17 protein-coding genes, 4 tRNA genes and 1 pseudogene are annotated in these 22198 nt (G+C 36.9%); 17 read left to right on the top strand and 5 right to left on the bottom strand.

What is annotated here, in order from left to right:
- Positions 1-55: 55 nt before the first annotated feature.
- The gene (locus tag PF272_RS03060; protein WP_271141586.1) at positions 56-2623 is read left to right on the top strand and encodes a penicillin-binding protein 1A; all 2568 of its coding nucleotides are present in this window, start codon (positions 56-58) and stop codon (positions 2621-2623) included.
- A 327-nt stretch (positions 2624-2950) separates the two neighbouring features.
- Here the strand turns inward: PF272_RS03060 and lysS are convergent, their stop codons facing one another.
- Both lysS and prfB read right to left on the bottom strand, forming a co-directional pair.
- Positions 2951-4459, bottom strand: a complete 1509-nt coding sequence (gene lysS / locus PF272_RS03065; protein WP_271141587.1) for a lysine--tRNA ligase — start codon at positions 4457-4459, stop codon at positions 2951-2953.
- 28 nt (positions 4460-4487) lie between these two features.
- Positions 4488-5586, bottom strand: a protein-coding gene (prfB, locus tag PF272_RS03070; RefSeq protein WP_271141588.1) for a peptide chain release factor 2 whose coding sequence is annotated in 2 segments (ribosomal slippage) — positions 4488-5510 and positions 5512-5586 — 1098 coding nt in all. Because the reading frame shifts where the segments join, the coding sequence is not laid out codon by codon here.
- Positions 5587-5771: 185 nt separating this feature from the next.
- Between prfB and PF272_RS03075 the strand changes: the two genes are divergently transcribed.
- Positions 5772-6611, top strand: coding sequence for a formate/nitrite transporter family protein (locus PF272_RS03075; protein ID WP_271141589.1), 840 nt, complete (start codon positions 5772-5774; stop codon positions 6609-6611).
- A 53-nt stretch (positions 6612-6664) separates the two neighbouring features.
- Here PF272_RS03075 and PF272_RS03080 read toward each other — a convergent pair whose 3' ends face one another.
- Positions 6665-7159 carry a YfbU family protein gene (locus PF272_RS03080; protein ID WP_065234371.1) on the bottom strand — a complete coding sequence of 165 codons (495 nt, stop codon included), beginning with the start codon at positions 7157-7159 and terminating at the stop codon, positions 6665-6667.
- Positions 7160-7265: 106 nt separating this feature from the next.
- The gene (locus tag PF272_RS03085; RefSeq protein ID WP_271141590.1) at positions 7266-8012 is read right to left on the bottom strand and encodes an MlaA family lipoprotein; all 747 of its coding nucleotides are present in this window, start codon (positions 8010-8012) and stop codon (positions 7266-7268) included.
- A 328-nt stretch (positions 8013-8340) separates the two neighbouring features.
- Between PF272_RS03085 and carA the strand changes: the two genes are divergently transcribed.
- The 8 genes from carA to apaH all read left to right on the top strand — a co-directional run bounded on the left by carA (position 8341) and on the right by apaH (position 18641).
- Positions 8341-9501 carry a glutamine-hydrolyzing carbamoyl-phosphate synthase small subunit gene (gene carA / locus PF272_RS03090; RefSeq protein WP_271141591.1) on the top strand — a complete coding sequence of 387 codons (1161 nt, stop codon included), beginning with the start codon at positions 8341-8343 and terminating at the stop codon, positions 9499-9501.
- Positions 9502-9531: 30 nt separating this feature from the next.
- Positions 9532-12720: a carbamoyl-phosphate synthase large subunit gene (carB, locus tag PF272_RS03095; RefSeq protein ID WP_271141592.1), complete on the top strand. Its 3189-nt coding sequence runs from the start codon at positions 9532-9534 to the stop codon at positions 12718-12720.
- A gap of 186 nt (positions 12721-12906) precedes the next feature.
- Positions 12907-14226: an NCS2 family permease gene (locus PF272_RS03100; RefSeq protein WP_065237330.1), complete on the top strand. Its 1320-nt coding sequence runs from the start codon at positions 12907-12909 to the stop codon at positions 14224-14226.
- 138 nt (positions 14227-14364) lie between these two features.
- Positions 14365-14904, top strand: a complete 540-nt coding sequence (gene pyrR, locus PF272_RS03105) for a bifunctional pyr operon transcriptional regulator/uracil phosphoribosyltransferase PyrR (RefSeq protein ID WP_271141593.1) — start codon at positions 14365-14367, stop codon at positions 14902-14904.
- Between the two features lie 67 nt (positions 14905-14971).
- Positions 14972-15913: a peptidylprolyl isomerase gene (locus tag PF272_RS03110; RefSeq protein WP_271141594.1), complete on the top strand. Its 942-nt coding sequence runs from the start codon at positions 14972-14974 to the stop codon at positions 15911-15913.
- 93 nt (positions 15914-16006) lie between these two features.
- Positions 16007-16852 (top strand): 16S rRNA (adenine(1518)-N(6)/adenine(1519)-N(6))-dimethyltransferase RsmA, encoded by an 846-nt coding sequence (gene rsmA, locus PF272_RS03115; RefSeq protein ID WP_271141595.1) that lies wholly within the window; start codon positions 16007-16009, stop codon positions 16850-16852.
- A gap of 1 nt (position 16853) precedes the next feature.
- A complete protein-coding gene (locus PF272_RS03120) occupies positions 16854-17804 on the top strand; it encodes a calcium/sodium antiporter (protein ID WP_271141596.1) in 951 nt (316 codons plus the stop codon).
- Positions 17805-17813: 9 nt separating this feature from the next.
- Positions 17814-18641: a bis(5'-nucleosyl)-tetraphosphatase (symmetrical) ApaH gene (apaH, locus tag PF272_RS03125; RefSeq protein WP_271141597.1), complete on the top strand. Its 828-nt coding sequence runs from the start codon at positions 17814-17816 to the stop codon at positions 18639-18641.
- A gap of 177 nt (positions 18642-18818) precedes the next feature.
- Here apaH and PF272_RS03130 read toward each other — a convergent pair whose 3' ends face one another.
- Positions 18819-19805 (bottom strand): Asd/ArgC dimerization domain-containing protein, encoded by a 987-nt coding sequence (locus PF272_RS03130; RefSeq protein WP_271141598.1) that lies wholly within the window; start codon positions 19803-19805, stop codon positions 18819-18821.
- 68 nt (positions 19806-19873) lie between these two features.
- Here PF272_RS03130 and ybaK point away from each other — a divergent pair, with 68 nt between their 5' ends.
- The 7 genes and pseudogenes from ybaK to PF272_RS03165 all read left to right on the top strand — a co-directional run bounded on the left by ybaK (position 19874) and on the right by PF272_RS03165 (position 22041).
- On the top strand, positions 19874-20350 hold the full coding sequence (gene ybaK / locus PF272_RS03135; RefSeq protein WP_065239285.1) for a Cys-tRNA(Pro)/Cys-tRNA(Cys) deacylase YbaK: 477 nt from the start codon (positions 19874-19876) through the stop codon (positions 20348-20350).
- Between the two features lie 171 nt (positions 20351-20521).
- Positions 20522-20597 (top strand) — tRNA-Lys (locus tag PF272_RS03140).
- 23 nt (positions 20598-20620) lie between these two features.
- Positions 20621-20696, top strand: a tRNA-Lys gene (locus PF272_RS03145).
- A gap of 22 nt (positions 20697-20718) precedes the next feature.
- Positions 20719-20794: transfer RNA gene (locus PF272_RS03150), tRNA-Lys, on the top strand.
- Between the two features lie 20 nt (positions 20795-20814).
- A tRNA-Lys gene (locus PF272_RS03155) sits at positions 20815-20890 on the top strand.
- A gap of 62 nt (positions 20891-20952) precedes the next feature.
- Positions 20953-21096, top strand: a pseudogene (locus PF272_RS03160) (PLP-dependent transferase); the annotation flags it as partial.
- Positions 21097-21405: 309 nt separating this feature from the next.
- A complete protein-coding gene (locus PF272_RS03165) occupies positions 21406-22041 on the top strand; it encodes a TfoX/Sxy family protein (protein WP_271141599.1) in 636 nt (211 codons plus the stop codon).
- Positions 22042-22198 lie beyond the last annotated feature (157 nt).

Here is a 22198-nt window from a genome sequence, read left to right on the forward strand (position 1 = left end):
AATACACTTTACTGTCATTTATTCGTTTTATTTTGATATAGAGGGTCTTTTTTCGATGAAGATCGTAAAATTAATATTTAGTTCTATTTTGACCTTAGTTGTCATTGGTTGTGTTGCTGGTGGGTTATTCTATTTTCATATCAAATCCCAATTACCAGACGTTAATGAATTAAAAAACGTAGAATTACAGCAACCAATGCAAGTCTTTACCGCTGATGGGAAATTAATTGGAGAGATCGGTGAACAACGCCGTATTCCCGTACCATTAGATAAAATTCCACAACAGATGATCAATGCTGTTATCGCTACTGAGGATAGTCGTTTTTATGATCACCATGGAATTGATCCAATTGGAATTGCGCGTGCTTTAAAAGTTGCACTCACTTCCGGTGGGGCTTCACAAGGTGCAAGTACCATTACGCAACAAGTAGCACGTAACTTCTTCCTAACGCCAGAAAAAAAATTAATGCGTAAAATTAAAGAGGCGGTGTTAGCGATTGATATTGAAAACAACTTAACTAAAAATGAAATTCTAGAGCTTTATCTTAATAAAATTTATCTTGGTTATCGGGCTTATGGTGTGGCTGCTGCTGCACAAACCTACTTTGGCAAAACATTAGATCAATTAACCTTAAGTGAAATCGCCGTATTAGCTGGGCTGCCTAAAGCCCCATCAACAATGAATCCGCTCTATTCATTAAAACGAGCAACTGAACGCCGCAATATCGTACTTGGGCGGATGTTAGATGAAAAATATATTACTCAAGAACAGTATCAACAAGCACTACAAGAACCAATTGTAGCGAGTTATCACGGCTCAAAATTAGATCTACAAGCAGATTATGTCGTCGAAGCAGTTCGTCAAGAGATGGTTAAACTTTATGGAGAAGAACAAGCCTATACTAAAGGTTATCAAGTCTTTACTACCATTAATTCAGAAGATCAGCTCAATGCTCAACAAGCATTAAGGGATAATCTTTTAGCCTATGATATGCGGCATGGTTATCGAAAAAATGCAACATTATGGAAACCTGATGAAGCAGCTTGGGATAAAGATAGAATTATAGGGTTTCTCAATAAGCAACCTAATTCTGATCCTTTACAACCAGCTGCTGTATTGGCTGTAAAAAACAACCAAGCTGAGGTGATGCTTGCTAATGGAGAGACAATTAATTTAACTCAAAATGCCGTTAAATGGGCTGGCAATATCAACAAGATCTTACATACTGGGGATATGATTTGGCTGATGCAGGACAATAAAAAGCAGTGGGTATTGCGTCAAATTCCTATCGCCAACTCTGGAATGATCTCATTAAATAGTACAAGTGGTGCAATTGAAGCAATGGTAGGTGGCTTTAGTTTTGCTCGCAGCAAGTTTAATCGAGCTACCCAATCTATGGTGCAAGTTGGCTCATCAATTAAACCTTTCATTTATACTGCAGCATTAGATAAAGGTTTAACACTGGCTACTATTTTAAATGATGCTCCAATTACATTACGTAAAGCAGGCCAAGCACCTTGGCAACCAAAGAACTCACCAAATGTTTTTAATGGTCCATTACGTTTACGAGTCGGTTTAGGTTTATCAAAAAACGTTATGATGGTACGCGCTGTTAATATGGTAGGTATCGATTATATTGCTGACTATTTACAACGATTTGGTTTCCAAAAAAATCAATATGCCGCCACAGAGGCCCTTGCTCTTGGTGCAGCTTCATTTACACCATTAGAAATGGCTAGAGGGTATGCGGTTATTGATAATGGCGGATTCTTAGTTGATCCTTATATTATTCAATCCATTAAAGATAATACTGGTAATGAAATCTTTACTGCTAAACCAAAAATTGCCTGTTTCCAATGTAGTGATAAACAAATTCCTGTGATTTATGGCGAAGTAAAACCGATCGATTTCTTATCTTTAAAAGTAGATAACTCTGCGACAGAAGGAACAACATCAGATACGCCTTTATCTGCAAACACCGAAGTTGATGAAGATAATAGCGAAGCAGTACCAGACGTTCCTGAATTAAATACAAATAATGTACAACTTGAGAATGCACCAAGTTTATTAAGCAAAAATGACAAAGAAACTACTGGAGATAATACTCCTCAATATGCACCTCGTGTGATTAGTGGAAAAATTGCATTCTTAATGCGTAGTGCCTTGAACTCTGGAATTTATGGTGAACCAGGTGGCAGTTGGACAGGAACAAGTTGGCGCGGCAAAGCAATTGGCCGTCCAGATATTGGCGGAAAAACAGGGACAACAAATAATTCTAAAGTTGCCTGGTATGTAGGTTATGGTAGTGATTTAGTTACCTCTGTTTATATCGGCTTTGATGATAATAAATTAGATCTTGGACGAGGTGAATCTGGTGGTAAATCAGCTATGCCTGCATGGGTTGATTATATGAAAAATGCCTTAAAACCTTTACCAGTAAGAGAAGATCCAATGCCTGATGGTGTTATTCAAAAACGAATCTCTATGGAAAATGGTCTATTAACAGATTCTGGCGGTAGATTAGAATATTTTATCGAAGGTACTGAACCTACTCGTCATTATGTTCCTGAGCAAGGAAATCAAATCATCAATAGTCAAGGTGAAGTCAAAGAGCTCTTCTAAATAGACTATTAAGGGGCTTAATAAGCCCCTTCTTCACAACAAATAAAAGCCACCATAAAAAACAACAGTTCAGATTGCTGGACACATCTATGATATTTTATCGTGAGTTTGCTTTTTCTCATTCAAGCTATCAATAAGAAAAAACAGTTCGATTGATTAATAAAGTTTTAAATCTCAAATTCATACTGTAGAGAGAGTGGAGACTTTAGCATTCAATTATGTTTGTCCCCTTTATTAGATCAAAGGCCTAGTTTTTTGCCTAGGCCTTTATCAGCAGTCTAATCAGTACACTAAAACATGTACCGATCTTTTCTAATTATAAATTAATTACGCTTTGTGTTTCATTGCTGGGAATAAAATCACATCACGAATTGAAGCTGCATTTGCAAATAACATTGCTAAACGGTCAATACCAAGACCTTCACCTGCTGTTGGTGGTAAGCCATGTTCAAGTGCAACAACAAAGTCTTCATCTTTAAACATTGCTTCATCATCACCTGCTTCTTTTGCAGCTACTTGAGCATCAAAACGTTCATTTTGATCTTCAGCATCGTTTAATTCTGAGAAACCGTTTCCAATTTCACGTCCACCAATGAACAATTCAAAACGATCTGTTACTTCTGGATTTTCATCATTACGACGTGCTAATGGAGAAATTTCTGCTGGATGTGCCATTAAGAAAGTTGGTTGAATTAAGTGATGTTCTGCCACTTCTTCAAAAATTGCATTAACTAAACTACCCAATCCCCAAGATTTTTGTACTTCGATGCCTAATTTTTCTGCTACTGCTTTAGCACGCTCAAGATCATACAGATCTTCCTTAACAATACCCTTCTCCGCACCATATTTCAACACAGCATCGTGCATTGTAATACGCTCAAATGGCTTACCGAAGTCAAACTCATATTCACCATAAGGCACTATCGTAGTTCCTAAAATATCTAGCGCTAATTTACGTAACAACTCTTCTGTGTTATCCATTAAATCATGGTAGTCAGCATAAGCTTGGTAATATTCCAACATCGTAAATTCTGGGTTATGACGAACTGATACCCCTTCATTACGGAAATTACGGTTTAATTCAAATACTCGTTCAAAACCACCCACAACAAGACGTTTTAAATATAATTCTGGTGCAATACGAAGATACATATCAATATCTAATGCATTGTGGTGAGTAACGAATGGACGTGCTGAAGCACCACCTGGAATCACTTGCAACATTGGGGTTTCAACTTCCATAAAACCTTTGCAAATAAAGTATTCACGAATACCAGCAATCACTTTTGAACGAATCACAAACGTACGACGAGATTCTTCATTACTAATTAAATCTAAATAACGTTGGCGATAACGCATTTCTTGATCAGATAAGCCATGGAATTTATCTGGTAATGGGCGCAATGATTTGGTAAGTAATTCAATTTCTGTACAACGAACTGTTAATTCATTCGTTTTTGTTTTAAATAATGTTCCCTTAGCACCAACAATATCGCCAAGATCTAACATTGCCATTACTTCTTCATATACACCTTCAGGCAATAGATCTCGCGCAACATAAAGTTGGATCTTACCGCTCATATCTTGCAAAGTAATAAAACTTGCTTTTCCCATTTTACGGCGGGTCATAATACGACCAGCCACAGCTACTGCAATTTCTTTATCTTTTAATACTTCACCATCTTCATTTTCATACGCTGTATGTAAATCACCTGCAAGGCTGTCACGGCGAAATGTATTTGGAAATGCATTCCCTTTTTGACGTAAACTTGCTAATTTTTCACGGCGAGCTAACATCTCTCCATTAAGATCAAGTTCTTGATTATGTTCTGACATAGTTATACCTTTATTTTTTAATGATTTTTTACAATCCTGCTTTTAAGCTTGCTTCAATAAAACGATCTAAATCCCCATCTAACACCGCTTGTGTATTACGATTCTCTACACCGGTACGTAAGTCTTTAATTCGGGCATCATCTAATACGTAGGAACGAATTTGACTTCCCCAACCAATATCTGACTTACTATCTTCAAGTGCTTGTTTTTCTGCATTTTTCTTTTGTAACTCAAGCTCATATAATTTCGCTTTTAATTGCTTCATTGCTTGATCTTTATTTTTGTGTTGTGAACGATCATTCTGACACTGCACCACAATACCACTTGGCATATGTGTAATACGCACCGCACTTTCAGTTCGGTTTACGTGCTGCCCACCTGCACCAGATGCTCGATACACATCAATCCGTAAATCAGCTGGATTAATTTCAATATCAATATCATCGGTAATTTCAGGATACACAAACACGGCACTAAATGATGTATGACGACGATTATTTGAATCGAAAGGGCTCTTACGCACTAAACGATGAATCCCAGTTTCTGTACGTAACCAACCAAATGCGTATTCCCCACTGACACGAATCGTTGCAGACTTAATTCCAGCCACATCACCATCAGAAACTTCCATTAATTCTGTTTTAAAACCTTTACTTTCTGACCAACGTAGATACATTCGCAACAACATTTCAGTCCAGTCCTGTGCTTCTGTACCGCCTGAACCTGCCTGCAAATCAACATAACAATCTGCACTATCATGTTCACCGCTAAACATTCGGCGAAACTCTAATTTAGCCAAGTTTTCTTCTAGTTGATCTAATTCAGCAACCGCTTCATCAAACGTTTCTTGATCATCCGCTTCAATCGCTAACTCTAATAAACCATCAACATCTTCTAAACCTTGCTCAAGATTTTTGATGGTATCTACTACTGCTTCTAATGAAGAACGTTCTTTACCTAAGGCTTGCGCTTTATCTGGATCATTCCAAACATCTGGCTGTTCTAATTCCGCATTGACTTCTTCTAAACGTTCGACCTTACTATCAAAGTCAAAGATACCCCCTAAGCGCTAGGGTTCTTTCACCAATATCGCTAATCTTATTTTTTATAGGGTTAATTTCAAACATACAATTTCATTCTTACCTAACATTAGAAACCCGCAATTATAGAGTATTCCATCCCTTTAGCCTAGTTTCTTTAGTAGAAATTTGTTAGTCAGCTAAGGATTTATGATAGAATACGCTACTTATGTAAAAATCAATACGCTAAACGTTATCACTTTATTAGTACAAAAAATTAAGGAGGAAACTCAATGAAATCAGAATTAGATACTTCAACACTTTCCTACCGAGATAAAATGGCAATTGAGGAATATGAACGTCTTAGTCCTCGTTTACTTTATGAAATTATTCGTCAGGATGGGATTGAGGAACTGACTCGACCAACTAAAGCGCTAATCTTTTCCGGGATTACCGCTGGTTTAGTCGTAACATTCTCTTTTGTATTTAAAGCGATTTTTACCGCTTATGTTCCAGATCAACCTTGGGCACATTTAATCACTAATATGGGCTATACCGTAGGATTCCTATTGGTTATTTTAGGGCGTATGCAATTATTTACTGAAAACACAATCACAACTGTTGTGCCGCTATTTAATCCATTAACTTGGCGTAAAGTGACAGCCGTTTCTCGCTTATGGTTGATCGTTTTTATTTCTAATTTAATTGGCACCGCATTAGCAGCATTATTCTTACAAAATCATCAAGCATTTAATCCTGAATTTGTTAATGCGATGCACGAAATTGCTATGCACGTCAAACATATGACTGTTTCAGAGAATATTCTAAAAGGAATTCCTGCTGGAATTCTGATTGCTTCTGTTGTATGGATGATGCCGTCGGTGAATAGTGGGAAATTTATTATGATTTTCTTCTTTATTTATTTGATTGCATTAGGAGATTTCGCACACGTTATAGTAGGCTCTGCTGAAATTGCGTATCTTGTTTTTCAAGGCGATGCCTCACTATATGATTATTTTGTCACTTTCTTATTGCCAACCTGCTTTGGAAATATCTTAGGCGGAACTGTCGTCTTCACTATGATGATTTATGGCCAGGTTAATCAAGAAATTGAATTACGTTCTAATCGTTAAATTCAACACAAAAAAAAGCAGATCCTCTCGATCTGCTTTTTACTGTTTAAATCTTAGGCATTTAAAATTTTACGAATTTCTTCTGCACTTAAATGATATTCATGTGGACAAGCACGCCACGCGGCTAACATCTTCTGATATTTATCTGCCATACAAATTTGTGCATCACTATCATTAGAATAGAATACAACATCAGTATAAAGTTTTTCGCTTTCGCGTAAGAATTTGACATATTGACAATATTTTTTCTCTCTTACGGCACAATAACCTACAAATTTAATTTGATGTTCACTCACCGCAGATTTATCGCTTAAGTTATTAAAAGAAACTTGTAATGCATGATACATTTCTAATGTATCGCGTACCATCTTACATTCAGCTTCATTTAAATAAGAGAAACCTTTATCTAATTCTTGTAGTTCTTTCGCAAAACCACACTGAACAATCGTTTTTAAACGGCGAAAATGATTTGCTTGTTCAGGGTTAAGTAATGCCATTAATTCATATTGATTAGCTAAAATCAATCGCTGGGTGGAGGTCATTTCCATGATGCTATCCTTCTTAAAATACTAAAAAACTTTGACGGCGCTTACTGTAAAAGATTAACGTTTGCCTGTCCTTAATTTGAATCAAAAAAAGAGAAAATAGACACTATTAGTCAATTTCATCAACAATATTTTTATCTAATGTTTCTTTTGCTTTTGTTTCTGCCTTACCATCTGAAACTTTAAACTGTAAATTTTGGAAGTACGCTTCTCGATAAGTCACATAAGGATCCTGTGCTTGTTTTAATAACGCATCTTGATCTAGAACACTGGCTCGCTTATCCACACCTTGGATTCCCCATTTTAATAAACTCCAAGGTCCTAATAGTGACAACATTGGATAAGTCATATCAACCAAATGTCCGATATCTTGACGTGGTGTTGCAGCACCATATCCTGGTAACACAACATAACTCCCGGTTCCCATTCCATAGTGTCCTAACATATCACCAAATTCACGACTTTCTTGTTTTCTCAACGGTTTACTTGCACTAGCAATATCAATAAATCCAGCTAAACCAAATACACTATTGATCCAGAAACGGTCAAAATGCACCATCGCTTGTTTAAAATTACCCTCTAATAAACGGTTTACAAAGCTCATCGGTTCATCTAAGTTACTGGTAAAATTCGTTAATCCTGTTTTTACTGGTGCAGGAACATAATCACGCCAACCTTGTGCAACTGGACGTAAAATATAAGGATCAAGATAGTTATAGTTCACATTCCACATTGCACGGTTAAAACCTTGTAATGGATCATTACGCTCCCCCGATTCATTATGACTAGCGCATCCTGCCGTTACCGCAGTAGCTATCGCAACTACTAATAATTTTTTACTGAATAATCTCTTCATCTGCTATTTCCACCTTGATCAATATTACTCTTTATTTTAATCAAAATTTCAACGTAAAAAAATGTTTCGCTGAAAATAACACTTGCCTTTAATGAATAAATATTCAAAAATATTGCATATTTTTTCAATAACAAACAATCTTTTATTTGTATTTAAACGTTTGCTCCATTAAAATAACGCGATTTTTTCCCTTTTGCGAAAAAATATTCAGACACGATTTAGCCAACATGGTAAAAGTATTATGATGTTACCGTTTGATCTAAGTTGTGGTTAATGAGCATTCGTAAGTGTTCGACCAAACACATAAATTTTAATTTAGGAGTAATTGATGTCTGAACAAGCTATTCTTGTCCTTGCTGATGGTTCTATTTTTCATGGTACTTCAATCGGCGCATTAGGACACACTATTGGTGAAGTCGTATTTAACACTTCAATGACGGGTTATCAAGAAATTCTCACCGATCCATCCTACACCAAACAAATTGTTACATTGACTTACCCTCATATTGGTAATACAGGTACAAATAGCGAAGACGTGGAATCCAATGCTATTTATGCTGCCGGTTTAATTATTCGTGATTTACCGTTATTACACAGCAACTTCCGTAGTGAAATGTCATTACAACAATATCTTACACAAAATAATGTTGTAGCGATTGCGGATACTGATACCCGTCGTTTAACACGTCTATTACGTGATAAAGGAGCCATGCCTGGTTGCATTATGGCAGGAGAAATTGATGAGAAAAAAGCACTCCAGTTAGCCCAAAGCTTTGGTTCTATGGCAGGTAAAGATTTAGCCAAAGCAGTCACCTGTAATGCACCTTATGATTGGACTGAAAAAGTATGGCAATTAGGTGTTGGTTATCCAAAACAAACTAATTTCCGTTTCCATGTTGTAGCTTATGATTTCGGGGTGAAACGTAATATTTTACGGATGTTAGCGGAACGAGATTGTCGTATCACGGTTGTCCCAGCGACCACACCAGCCCAAGAAGTATTAGCGCTTAATCCAGATGGGATATTCTTATCTAATGGTCCAGGCGATCCAGAGCCTTGTGAGTATGCGATTACCGCGATTCAAGCATTATTAGCAAGTAAGAAACCAATTTTCGGTATTTGTTTGGGGCATCAGCTCTTAGGACTTGCTGTTGGTGGTAAAACCAAAAAAATGGCATTTGGCCACCACGGTGGTAATCATCCAGTAGAAGATCTTGATACACAAAAAGTATTAATTACAAGCCAAAATCATGGCTTTGAAGTGGACGCAGACAGTTTACCTAATAATGTACGTATTACGCACCGTTCTTTATTTGATGGTTCTGTTCAAGGGATTGCATTAACTGATCAGTCTGCATTCTCGTTCCAAGGACACCCAGAAGCTAGCCCAGGACCACATGATGTTGCTTACCTATTCGATAAATTTATTCACGAAATGGAAGTTGCTCGTCATACCCATACCGCTGCTTCTTATGTGGTTCGTTACTAAAAATGATAAAAAATTAACGGAAAATAGATTATGCCAAAACGTACAGATATAAAATCAATACTCATTATTGGAGCAGGCCCAATTGTTATTGGTCAAGCCTGTGAGTTTGACTATTCAGGCGCACAAGCTTGTAAAGCGCTACGTGAGGAAGGTTATCGAGTTATTTTAGTAAACTCAAACCCAGCCACTATTATGACAGATCCTAATATGGCTGATGTCACTTACATTGAACCAATTCGTTGGCAAACATTAGCTAAAATTATTGAAAAAGAACGTCCCGATGCTATTTTGCCAACAATGGGGGGACAAACCGCATTAAACTGTGCATTGGATCTATCCAAAAATGGTATTTTAGCCCAATATCAAGTAGAGCTTATCGGAGCTACTGAAGATGCCATTGATAAAGCGGAAGATCGTGGTCGCTTTAAAGAAGCAATGCAAAAGATTGGACTAAATACGCCAAAATCTTTCGTGTGCCATAGCTTTGCTGAGGCATGGCAAGCTCAAGAGGAAGTCGGCTTCCCAACATTAATTCGTCCATCTTTCACTATGGGAGGATCGGGTGGTGGTATTGCCTATAACCGTCAAGAATTCCAAGAAATTTGTGAACGTGGCTTTGATGCTTCTCCTACCCATGAATTACTTATTGAACAATCGGTATTAGGTTGGAAAGAGTATGAAATGGAAGTGGTTCGTGATAAAGCTGATAATTGTATTATCGTTTGTTCTATCGAAAACCTCGATCCAATGGGCGTACACACAGGAGATTCAATTACTGTTGCACCAGCGCAAACGCTCACCGATAAAGAATATCAAATTATGCGTAATGCATCTTTAGCTGTATTACGTGAAATTGGTGTAGATACAGGCGGTTCTAACGTGCAATTTGCGATCAATCCAGAAAATGGCGAGATGATTGTGATTGAAATGAATCCGCGTGTCAGCCGCTCTTCTGCTTTAGCTTCCAAAGCAACAGGTTTCCCAATTGCTAAAGTTGCTGCTAAATTAGCCGTCGGTTATACATTAAATGAGTTACGTAATGATATTACTGGTGGTTTAATTCCTGCTTCCTTTGAACCATCTATTGACTATGTGGTAACCAAAGTACCTCGTTTTGCTTTTGAGAAATTCCCACAAGCAGACGATCGCCTTACTACGCAAATGAAATCCGTTGGTGAAGTAATGGCAATGGGACGTACATTCCAAGAATCATTGCAAAAAGCATTACGTGGCTTAGAAACAGGTATCTGTGGCTTCAATTTGCGTTCAGAAGATAACGAAAAATTACGCCATGAAATCTCTAACCCAGGTCCAGAACGCCTATTATATGTTGCTGATGCGTTTGGTCTTGGTTGGTCAATTGAAGATGTATATCGCTATACCAAAATTGATCCTTGGTTTTTAAGACAAATCCAAGATTTAGTCTTAGAAGAACTTGCACTTGAAAAGAAAACGTTTGAGCAATTAGATTATACAGAATTACGTCGTTTAAAACGTAAAGGCTTCTCTGATAAACGTATTGGTCAATTAACCAAAACTAGCGAGGCGGAAGTAAGACAACGTCGTTATCAATTAGATTTACATCCTGTTTATAAGCGAGTCGATACCTGTGCAGGTGAATTTAAATCTGACACAGCTTATCTCTATTCCACTTATGAAGAAGAGTGTGAAGCTAATCCATCTAATCGTAAAAAAATTATGATTCTTGGTGGTGGTCCAAACCGTATTGGTCAAGGTATTGAATTCGACTACTGTTGTGTTCATGCCGCATTAGCGTTACGTGAAAGCGGTTTTGAAACTATTATGGTGAATTGCAACCCAGAAACGGTATCGACTGATTTTGATACTTCAGATCGCTTATATTTTGAACCGCTTACTCTCGAAAATGTATTAGAAATTATTCATATTGAAAAACCTTATGGCGTGATCGTTCATTACGGTGGGCAAACTCCACTTAAATTGGCTAATGCTCTCCATCAAAATGGTGTCAATATTATCGGTACTTCTGCGGATAGTATTGATGCAGCAGAAGATCGCCAACGTTTCCAACAAATTTTAAATGATCTTCACCTAAAACAGCCACCTAACCGTACCGCACGTAATAGTGAAGAGGCGGCTCAATTAGCAGATGAAGTTGGTTATCCTTTGGTGGTTCGTCCTTCGTATGTATTAGGTGGACGTGCAATGCAAATTGTATATAACCAAGAAGAATTGAACCGTTATATGCGTGAAGCTGTTCAAGTTTCTGAAGATAGCCCAATTTTATTAGATCACTTCCTTGATAATGCCACTGAAGTTGATGTGGATTGTATTTGCGACGGCGAAACAGTGGTAATTGGCGGTATTATGCAACACGTTGAACAAGCCGGTATTCATAGTGGTGACTCTGCTTGCTCTTTACCTGCATACTCGCTCAGTCAAGAAATCCAAGATGAAATCCGTCATCAAACTACGGAAATGGCAAAAGCATTAAAAGTAGTTGGTTTAATGAACGTACAATTTGCGATTCAAAACAACACTATTTATGTCTTAGAAGTCAATCCACGCGCTTCACGTACAGTACCATTTGTAAGTAAAGCTACTGGTGTGCCATTAGCTAAAATTGCCGCACGTGTGATGGCTGGGATCTCTTTAACTGAACAAGGTTTTACTCAGGAAGTCATGCCAGAAAAATTCTCTGTGAAAGAAGCCGTATTCCCATTCATTAAATTCCCTGGTGTAGATACCATTTTAGGCCCTGAAATGCGTTCTACTGGTGAAGTTATGGGGGTTGGTACGACATTTGAAGAAGCCTTTATCAAAGCACAATTAGGGGCAGGTGAACATATTCCACATAACGGTAAAGTTTTCTTATCGATTGCGGATCAAGATAAACAACGTTTATTGCCTATCGTGAAATTATTACAACGCTTAGGTTTTGGTTTATGTGCAACTTATGGTACAGAACAGTTCCTTGCGGAACATGGCATTATCGTTCAGCATGTGAATAAAGTCCGTGAGGGACGTCCTCATATCGTAGATGCAATTAAAAACGGTGAAATTTCTTTAGTTATCAATACGGTTGATGGTAAACCTGAATCTATTGCGGATAGTCATTCGATTCGTCGTAATGCATTACAACATAAAGTGATGATTCAGACCACGATTAATGGTGCATCAGCATTAGTCAGTGGTTTAGGTAAACTTGATCAACTCGGTATTTATTCACTACAAGATTAATCACTTTATCCCCTGTTATGTTACAAATAGCAGGGGATATTCCTTTTTACACCTTCCAGCTTTTACTCAAAACTTCTCTTTTATAATTTAAAAGCAAACGTTTGCATTTTTCGATAGTAGATTTTTTTTATCTCAGGTAAAATTCACCCCTATTTTATTTCTTGTCATTTTTTAGAAGGTATTTAAATGGCTAATATGCTCGAACAACGTTTTGAACTTACTGCCCGCAACAGTTCTTTACGTCAAGAAGTAATTGCTGGGCTCACCACATTCTTAGCAATGGTCTATTCTGTGATCGTTGTCCCTGGAATGTTAAGTAATGCTGGCTTCTCAGCAGAATCCGTATTTATTGCAACCTGCTTAGTTACTGGTCTAGGATCAATCCTAATTGGTTTCTGGGCAAATGCACCAATGGCGATTGGTGTGGCAATTTCGTTAACTGCTTTTACTGCATTTAGTTTAGTGCTTGGTCAAAAAGTGAGTGTCCCTGTTGCTTTAGGAGCTGTTTTCCTAATGGGTGTTTTATTCAGTATCATCTCTGCCACAGGGATCCGGGCATGGATTTTACGCAATCTTCCTGCCAGCATCGCCCACGGCGCAGGTATCGGTATTGGTTTATTCTTACTTTTAATTGCTGCGAATGGTGTTGGTCTTGTTGTCGGTAATAATGCAGGGCTCCCAGTCAAACTGGGTGATTTCACTTCATTTCCAGTTATCATGTCATTACTTGGTTTAGCAGCGATTATTGGTCTTGAACGTTTAAAAGTAAAAGGCGGAATCTTATTCGTTATCATCGCAATTACTTTAATTGGTTTAATTTTTGATCCAAATGTCAAATTTGCGGGTCAAATTTTTAAATTGCCTTCTTTTGGAGAAACATCTCATTTCTTACAACTTGATATTGTTGGCGCCTTACAACCAATGGTATTACCTGCTGTATTTGCTTTAGTCATGACAGCTGTATTTGATGCGACCGGAACAATCCGTGCTGTTGCTGGACAAGCAAATTTACTCGATAAAGATGGTCAAATCATTAATGGAGGTAAAGCCTTAACCTCTGACTCAGTAAGCAGTATTTTTTCTGGTTTATTTGGTACTGCACCTGCAGCTGTTTATATTGAATCCGCTGCTGGTACTGCGGCAGGCGGAAAAACAGGAATTACCGCAATCGTTGTTGGTGCATTATTCTTATTAATGTTGTTCTTCCAACCACTTGCCGCATTAGTTCCTGGTTATGCGACAGCACCAGCGTTAATGTACGTTGGATTATTAATGTTAAGCAATGTGACTAAATTAGATTTTGATGATTTTGTTGGCGCAATGAGTGGCTTAATCTGCGCAGTATTTATTGTTCTCACTGCAAATATTGTTACAGGTATTATGCTCGGTTTTGCTTCATTAGTGATTGGGCGTATTGTCGCTGGCGAAGTGCGTAAACTCAATCTAGGCACAGTAATTATTGCGATTATTCTGGTTATCTTCTACGCAGGTCACTGGGCTATCTAATTTTTACACTAACGTGTGTGAATTTATGCTTCATACACGTTTATTTTCTCTACAAAAACACGTTTTCAATGTGCGTTAATATTAATTTTATGTTATTTTGGATACGTGTTTTTTCTATTAATCAAAGGTTTTTTATTTATGGAAAAAGTGATTATCGATGAGAGTCAGTTTTTTCGTACAATTTCACGTATTTCTCATGAAATTATTGAGAAACATCAAACACTTGATGATTTAATTATTGTCGGAATTAAACGCCGTGGTGCAGAAATTGCCGAATTACTTCGTCAAAAAATAGCACAATTAACTAATATAACGCTACCTTATATGGAGCTAGACATTACGCTTTATCGAGATGATCTTCAATATGCTGATCCTACCGAGCTTCCCGTTTATCATGGTGCATCTGAACAAATAAATATCCAAAATAAAAATGTCATTCTTGTTGATGATGTATTGTTTACTGGAAGAACTATTCGGGCAGCATTAGATGCATTAATTGATTTCGGACGGGCAACACGCATTGAATTAGTCATCTTTGTTGATAGGGGACATCGTGAATTACCAATTCGAGCCGATTATGTAGGTAAAAACGTACCCACTTCTCGACAAGAACAAGTTCAGGTAAAAACAATGAAATTTGATGGTTGTTATCAAGTAGATTTATTAAAACCTGAATGAAACCTTTTAAATTTTTAATACTCTAACCAAATCGTGATATTAAATGGCAAAAATAGGACAATACGGTATGAAAAATAAATGGATCAAATTGCTTCTTTTAGCAGGTTGTTTATCAGTTGCAGCAACCAGTTTCGCAGTAGAAAAAGTGGTTGCTACGGTTAATGGTACCCCAATCCTCAACAGCCAAGTAAGCAAAGCTTTAGGAAAAAGAACCAATACCCCTGCAAATCGTGCAGCCGCATTAGATGATATTATTGATGATATGTTAGTACAAAAAGCGATTGCTGATGCCAAAATTTCTGTATCTCAACAACAAATTCAACAAATTATGCATCAAATTGCCGATCAAAACGGTTTAACCTACGGACAATTCTTAGATGCATTGGATTATCAAGGTATTGGTGAAGCAAAATTCCGTCAACAAATTGCTCATCAAATTATTATGGGACAAGTCCGTAATAAAGCGATTAGTGAAAGTATCTCGGTATCACGTGAACAAGTTGAGCAACTTGCAAAACAGATGTATAACGATGCAAAACAAAAAGGTACGTTAAAAACTGTTACTGCTCCAGAATATTTAGTCAATCATATCTTAATCAAAACTAACCCGTTGCTAAATGATACCCAAGCAAAACAACAACTAACCTCATTACGTGCGGACATTCTTGCTGGTAAAACCTCCTTTGCTGATGCGGCAAAAACCTATTCTAAAGATTATCTCTCAGGTGCTAATGGCGGTAGCTTAGGTTGGAACTTCCCTGAAGTGTATGAACCACAATTTCAAGTGATGATTAAAAACACCAAAAAAGGAGCAATTTCCCAACCATTTAAAACTAAATATGGCTGGCATATTTTGCAAGTTGTCGATACCCGTAAGGGAGATAGAACCAAAGACAGCTATATGCAAAAGGCTTATCAGCAAGTCGTTAATCAACAAGCGATGGAAGCCTCAAAAGACTGGGTAAAAACTTTACGCCGTTCAGCTGATATTAAGATTTTGCAAAAATAATCTTTGTAGCATAAACTGCACCAATTACAGACCGCACATCATGTGCGGTCATTTTTTCCATAATCGATAAATAGTAATAGACGAAATAGCACTATGAATTCAAAAACACATCTTGGGCATACAGCTCGTAAACGTTTTGGGCAAAACTTCTTACATGATAATTACATTATTCAAAGTATTGTGGCTGCGATTAATCCACAAAAAGATGATTTTTTAATTGAGATTGGTCCGGGGCTGGGCGCCTTAACTGAACCTGTTGCAGAACAAGTTGATCATCTTACCGTTATTGAATTAGATAGGGATCTTGCTGAAAGATTACGCCACCATCCTTTCTTACATCAAAAATTGACGGTAATTGAACAAGATGTTATGCGTTTTGATTTCCAACAATTAGCACAAAAAACTCAACAACCTTTACGCGTGTTTGGCAATTTGCCTTATAACATTTCTACACCGCTTATGTTTCATCTTTTCCAATATCATAATGTCATTCAAGATATGCACTTTATGTTACAAAAAGAGGTCGTAAACCGTTTATGTGCCGGTGTTAATAGTAAAGCTTATGGCAAACTGACAATTATGGCGCAATATTTTTGCCAAGTCATTCCTGTATTAGAAGTACCACCAACAGCATTTAAACCAGCGCCTAAAGTGGATTCTGCTGTGGTACGTTTAGTGCCGCATAAAACACTGCCACACCCAGTAAAAGATCTCTATTGGCTAAATCGTGTCTGCACTCAAGCTTTTAATCAACGCCGTAAAACAATACGTAATTCATTAATGGATCTGTTTACCGCAGAACAATTAACCGCCCTTAATATTAATCTCACAGATCGTGCGGAAAATCTCTCTATTGCGGATTATGCTCGTTTAGCTAACTGGTTAGCCGATAATCCACCACAAACTTCTTCCGATAACTTAGAGGATCTTGAGGCATAATATGGAATATATCACGCTCTTAGTAGGTATTGTTTTTATTCTATGGGGGGCCGATCGTTTTACCGATGGGGCGATAGCCCTTGCTCGCCGTTTTCAGATTAATGAATTAGTGATTGGACTAACAATCGTTGCTTTTGGTACTTCTCTACCTGAATTTATTACTAGCTTTTGGGGAGCATTAAAAGGCAATTCGGGCGTTTCTGTAGGGAATATTATTGGTAGTAATCTATTTAACACCCTAGTGATTGTAGGGGCAAGTGCGATTGCTACCCCCATTGCTATAAAAGCCAGTTCGATTAAAAAAGAGATCCCATTTTCTTTACTCGCAGCAATTGCTTTTATTCTGTTATGTTTTGACAAATTTTTAAATGCTCAAAATACAGATTATATTTCACGTGCCGACGGTTTAATTTTATTGCTGTTTTTTATCATCTTCTTAAGCTACACCTTTTCTTCTGCTAAACAACAGGATTTAGAAGCGGATAATGAACCAACCACTTTGTTGCCATTAAGTAAAGTCGCCTTTTATCTTATTATTGGTTTAGCTGTTTTGATTTGGGGTGGTGATCTATTTGTTTCCGGTGCCATTCAAATTGCGCAAAATTTTGGTATCAGTGAGGCTGTAATTGGCTTAACTATTGTCGCTGCGGGAACATCTTTACCAGAATTAGCAACTTCTGTTTTTGCCGCAAAAAAAGGTAGCTCAGATTTAGCCATTGGTAATGTAGTTGGTAGCAATATCTTCAATATCTTTTTTGTTATGGGGGCTTGCTCTGCGATGTTCCCACTTTCAGTCGGCGATATCTCTTATCTTGATTTTGCTATGCTCATTATCAGTACGCTTTTACTCTGGCTATTTGCGACTACAGGCAAAAAAATTACACGCTTAGAAGGGGCTATTCTGCTAGCCAGTTATGGTATCTATTTAGCTTATTTATTAACAACGCTTTAAGGAGATAACGTGGCAACGTATATTGTTGGTGATCTACAAGGTTGTTTTGACGAATTACAATTATTACTAGAGAAGGTGTCTTTCGATCCTCAAATTGATACCCTTTATTTAGTTGGCGATCTGGTGGCTCGTGGCGATAAATCATTAGAATGTTTACATTTTGTCAAATCGCTTGGCCCTGCTGCACAAACAGTTCTTGGTAACCATGATCTCCATTTACTCGCTACTGCATATGGCATCAAAAAAGTGAAAGCAAAAGATCGAGTTGATGCTTTATTTAATGCTCCTGATTTTGCTGACTTAATTGAGTGGCTACGACATCAACCGTTATTAATTGATCGCTCACAACAGCAAGGCTTTGTAGTCGTCCATGCAGGAATTAGCCCTGAATGGAATTTAGCTACCGCTAAACAATGTGCCCAGGAAGTTGAGCAGGTTTTACAATGTGGTGATTATCAGAAATTATTAACTGAAATGTACAGTGATCAACCAGATCACTGGTCTGAACAACTTACAGGTATCGATCGTTTACGTTATAGCATCAATGTATTCACCCGAATGCGTTTCTGTTTTCTTGATAAACATTTAGAGTTTGCTTGTAAATTACCTCCTCTAGAAGCACCATCAGAATTAAAACCTTGGTTTGAGCTACCTAATTCGCTCTCTCAACCGACAAATATTTTATTTGGCCATTGGGCTAGCCTAATTGATTATCCAACACCAAATATGATTTATGCGCTAGATACGGGATGTGTTTGGGGAAATCGTATGACAATGCTGCGTTGGGAAGATAAACAACTGTTCACGCAAGCTGCTGTGAAAACTTATATTACCTAATACTAAAATTAATAAACTAAAAAATTTTTGCTTACTAGAAAAAAGGCATAGTAGACAAAAAGATTGGTATTTTGCTGAACTATGCCTAAAAATTGATGCTTCTAGAACTATTTTCTCATCACAATAACAATTATAAAAATTAATATTTTTGCCTATTCCAAAACTTTTAATCCTCAATTAATCTTGCCACTCATCAATTAATTGTAACAACTCAATAGCTAATCTTGCCCGCGCAAAACCACGTTCATCGCTCACTGCCCACAAACTTAATTGCTCATCATCAGTATGTATTTGACTAATATGTAATTGAGGTAATTGTTCTGTATTTTCTTCAGTTTCACCATTAATAACAGGTGTTACAATCTGTTCTGGATGATATGTTAATAATGGCTGCGATTGCCACACATTCGCAAAATCAACTTGTTCAAGATCATAACCACCAACAGTGATCATTTGTGAAAAACCATAGAATACAGGTACTTGGATTTGATGTTCTACAAATTGTCCCGTGAACTCTGGCAAAATTTTAGCTAATAAAATACGCTGTTTATTTAGCTCTTCCCGACCAGTTATTGGTGCAACATCAAAAGCTAAGCGTTGTTGCTCTTCACTTAGTGGTACACCATTTAATAATTGTGCTGTTTGTCCAACTAATTCTCGTACTTTTTCTTCGCCAAAATACGCCATTGGTAATAATGAAGTTACCGATAATTCGTTCACTTGATATTGTTGTAATAATGGCTTTAATACTAACGCTAACTGAGAAATCTGTGGATTTGGTAATGAAACAATATTTCTCAGTCTTAAGTCAGCTAATACGTCATTATTCACAGTCGGTACAACAGCTGGAATATCAGTTAAATAAGCACAAATCCCTAATACATCAATAGCAATACACCCAGTTTCCGCTGCCGCAGCCAAATGGGGAACTTGCTCGAGCTTTCCAGCAAATAATAAATAGTCATATTCTCGCCAATCTACATCATCAAAATTTAACTGTTCTACATATTTACCATTAAAACGAATGTTTTGTTCTTCAGAAAACTTCTCTGCTTCAATAACTGTAATATTAGCGGTACTTAGCCGACTTTGTTCCAAAATAGTGACTAATTTTTCTGTTAAAGCAAAATCAGCTGCAATTGCGATATTTAAACTTGAATTCATTTTCTTCTCCGTGCTACTCTTCGGCTCGCTATTCTAACAAATTAACTTTTAACTCGGGAATGTTTTCCATGACTCCAGCGATTAACCTACTCAAAAAACAAAAAATTTCATTTCAAATTCATCAATATGATCATGATCCGAATAACACCAATTTTGGTAAAGAAGCTGTAGAAAAACTCAATCTTTCCCCATTACAGACCTACAAAACATTATTAGTCACTGCTAATGGTGATGATAAACATCTTGCTGTTATGGTTGTACCTGTTGCATACAGCCTTAATTTAAAAAAGGCTGCAAAAGCATTAGGTGTAAAAAAAATCGATCTTGCAGATAAACATCTAGCCGAGAAAGTGACAGGTTACTTAGTTGGTGGAATTAGCCCTTTGGGTCAGAAAAAACGCCTACCTACGATTATTTCTAAAACAGCTGAAGACTTTAGTACGATCTTCATTTCCGGCGGTAAAAGAGGTATTGATATTGAGTTAAATCCACAAGATCTTGCAAAACTTACACAAGCAAATTTCGCTGATATTAATGAAGAATAATTAACAAATAGAATAAACTTTTTGAATTTTCACTATCTATTCAATGTCATTAGGTTATTTTTCAGACAAACTGGTTTTGATTAAACCAAACAGCAAAAAATCTAAAAATTTTTATTGATTAGTTCCTGAAAATCAGTATTATAAGCACCCGTTGCAATGTGGTAACACTTTGGGTCGTTAGCTCAGTCGGTAGAGCAGCGGACTTTTAATCCGTTGGTCGAAGGTTCGAATCCTTCACGACCCACCATTTATTCCATATTCCACCCTTTAGGGTCGTTAGCTCAGTCGGTAGAGCAGCGGACTTTTAATCCGTTGGTCGAAGGTTCGAATCCTTCACGACCCACCACTTAACACTTATTTATTTAAGTGGGTTATTAGCTCAGTTGGTAGAGCAGCGGACTCTTAATCCGTCGGTCGAAGGTTCGAGCCCTTCATGACCCACCACTATATTAACTCACGTCCTAGGGTCGTTAGCTCAGTCGGTAGAGCAGCGGACTTTTAATCCGTTGGTCGAAGGTTCGAATCCTTCACGACCCACCATTGATTTTATACCTAATTAAATTCTTCAATATATTCTCTTTTTTTTCATCATATTAATTAAAGCTTCACCAACACACAGCCAATTAAGTGAAGAAGAACTTGCTAAAATTAATATTTCTGCAGGTCTGATTCGAATTTCAGTTGGTATTGAAAACATTCAAGATATTCTTGCTGATATTGAACAAGCATTCAAAGCAGTTCTTTAGTCATTTCTTTAGATTTGCTCTTATCATTATCTTAATAATAGATAAGAGCAATTTTTTATCCTATTCCTTACTTCTCAATAACTACTCATCTTATAACCTTGTTGGGTAATTATTCTTAACCCTATTTATCGACTTACTTCACACTTCTGATATTTTAAACATAAAATGTTTTTTATATGTTACTTTTACTGTTATATTAAATTTAAGGTATTTTTATAAATAACTTTTAAACATTATTAATAGGAGAGCTTTATGAAATAAATAATTCTTTAACTTCTTTATATTTTCCTCACTATTCAGGAGATGCTTATGAAAAAACTAACGCAAACTGAAATCAACACAGCTTTTATCTGCCACAAGCTAAGTAAATTAATTGGCCCTGTCACAGCCAAAAGCCTATTCAATGGCTATGGTATTTTTAAGAATGAGCATATGTTTGGTATTTATCAAAAGAAATTTTTTTACATAAGAGCAACAGCACAATTTGCTGAGTTATTGCGACAAATTGGGGCAACACCTTGTCCTTATATCTCAACCACTTCAGCCCAATATTTTCATCTTCCCGATGAGATTACTGAAGATGATAAAAAATATAAATCCTATTTAGAACTCTCTATTGCTCAGGTTAAATTTGAAAAAAGTCAAAAAAAGAGAAAAAAGCAATCTCAAATCAGAGACTTACCTAATCTCAGCATCAAACACGAAAGACTCTTAGCGCGAATTGATGTCAAAAACGTGAAAGAGTTCAAAAGGAGAGGGCCTGAAAAAGTTTTTGTACAATTAAAAAGCATCATATTATTAGATAGTTTAGATTTATATTGGAAATTAGTGGGTGCGCTCTATCTCAAACATTATTCACTATTAACGCGTGAAGAGAAGGAAAAACATCTCGTACTGCTGAATATAGCACTAGCACAAGAAAACTATCCACCAGAGACCTTATAACTGAGCTCCGTGAATGATTATAGCTTTCTTAATTAGTACTATCCTATAAATGTATAAACAGTCGCTTTGAAATGGTGATTCAAGTTGATGACGAACCTATGATATTTCACCATAGGTTTGTTTTCCCTCTTGATGTTAGACATCAGCATTGATTAAC

Source organism: Gallibacterium faecale, assembly GCF_027920745.1.
Taxonomy (GTDB): Bacteria; Pseudomonadota; Gammaproteobacteria; order Enterobacterales; family Pasteurellaceae; genus Gallibacterium; species Gallibacterium faecale.